The following is a 543-nucleotide window of genomic DNA, read 5'->3' as shown; positions in this document are numbered from 1 at the left end:
TATTTACCCTACTTAAAGTCAGCCAATAAAACGAATAAAAATTCACATTCATAAAAAATATACCAATAAAACCCTAGGATTAGAATTTGAGTTTTTTTAACATTTAGGAGTGAAGCTATGGCTTACTCAAACCACTTGAGGGAGAGTCTAAAGAAGGCGAAGAACCGATGTTGCCTCGCCAATCAAAAGCAATTCTATTCCACGAGCTTTACAGCGGTACCAAAAGCAAGGATTTCAGATGAACCATCGACAATTGAGCTTGTAGTAAAGCGAATTCCTACAATCGCATCAGCGCCTTTCTGGTTCGCTTGCTCGACCATACGTTGAATAGCAATGTCACGTGCTTCGGTCATCATTTCGGTGTATCCGCGGATCTCTCCACCAACAATGCTTTTTAGACCAGCCATTAGGTCTCTGCCTATATGCTTAGATTGAACAACGTTGCCCGTCACCACTCCTCTGACCTCTGCTATTTCCTTGCCTGGAATCGTATCTGTTGTTGTGTAAATCATGTCGTGCCCTTAATTCTATGAAGTAAATACA

General features: G+C 41.1%; 1 protein-coding gene. It reads right to left on the bottom strand.

Annotated elements, in window-relative coordinates:
* Positions 1–194: 194 nt before the first annotated feature.
* Positions 195–512, bottom strand: coding sequence for a heavy metal-binding domain-containing protein (locus R7190_RS29975; protein WP_005462608.1), 318 nt, complete (start codon positions 510–512; stop codon positions 195–197).
* Positions 513–543 lie beyond the last annotated feature (31 nt).

This window comes from Vibrio sp. 1078-1, assembly GCF_033340475.1.
The sequence above is the reverse complement of the archived record's forward strand: the minus strand, read 5'-3'. Positions and strand labels throughout refer to the sequence as shown.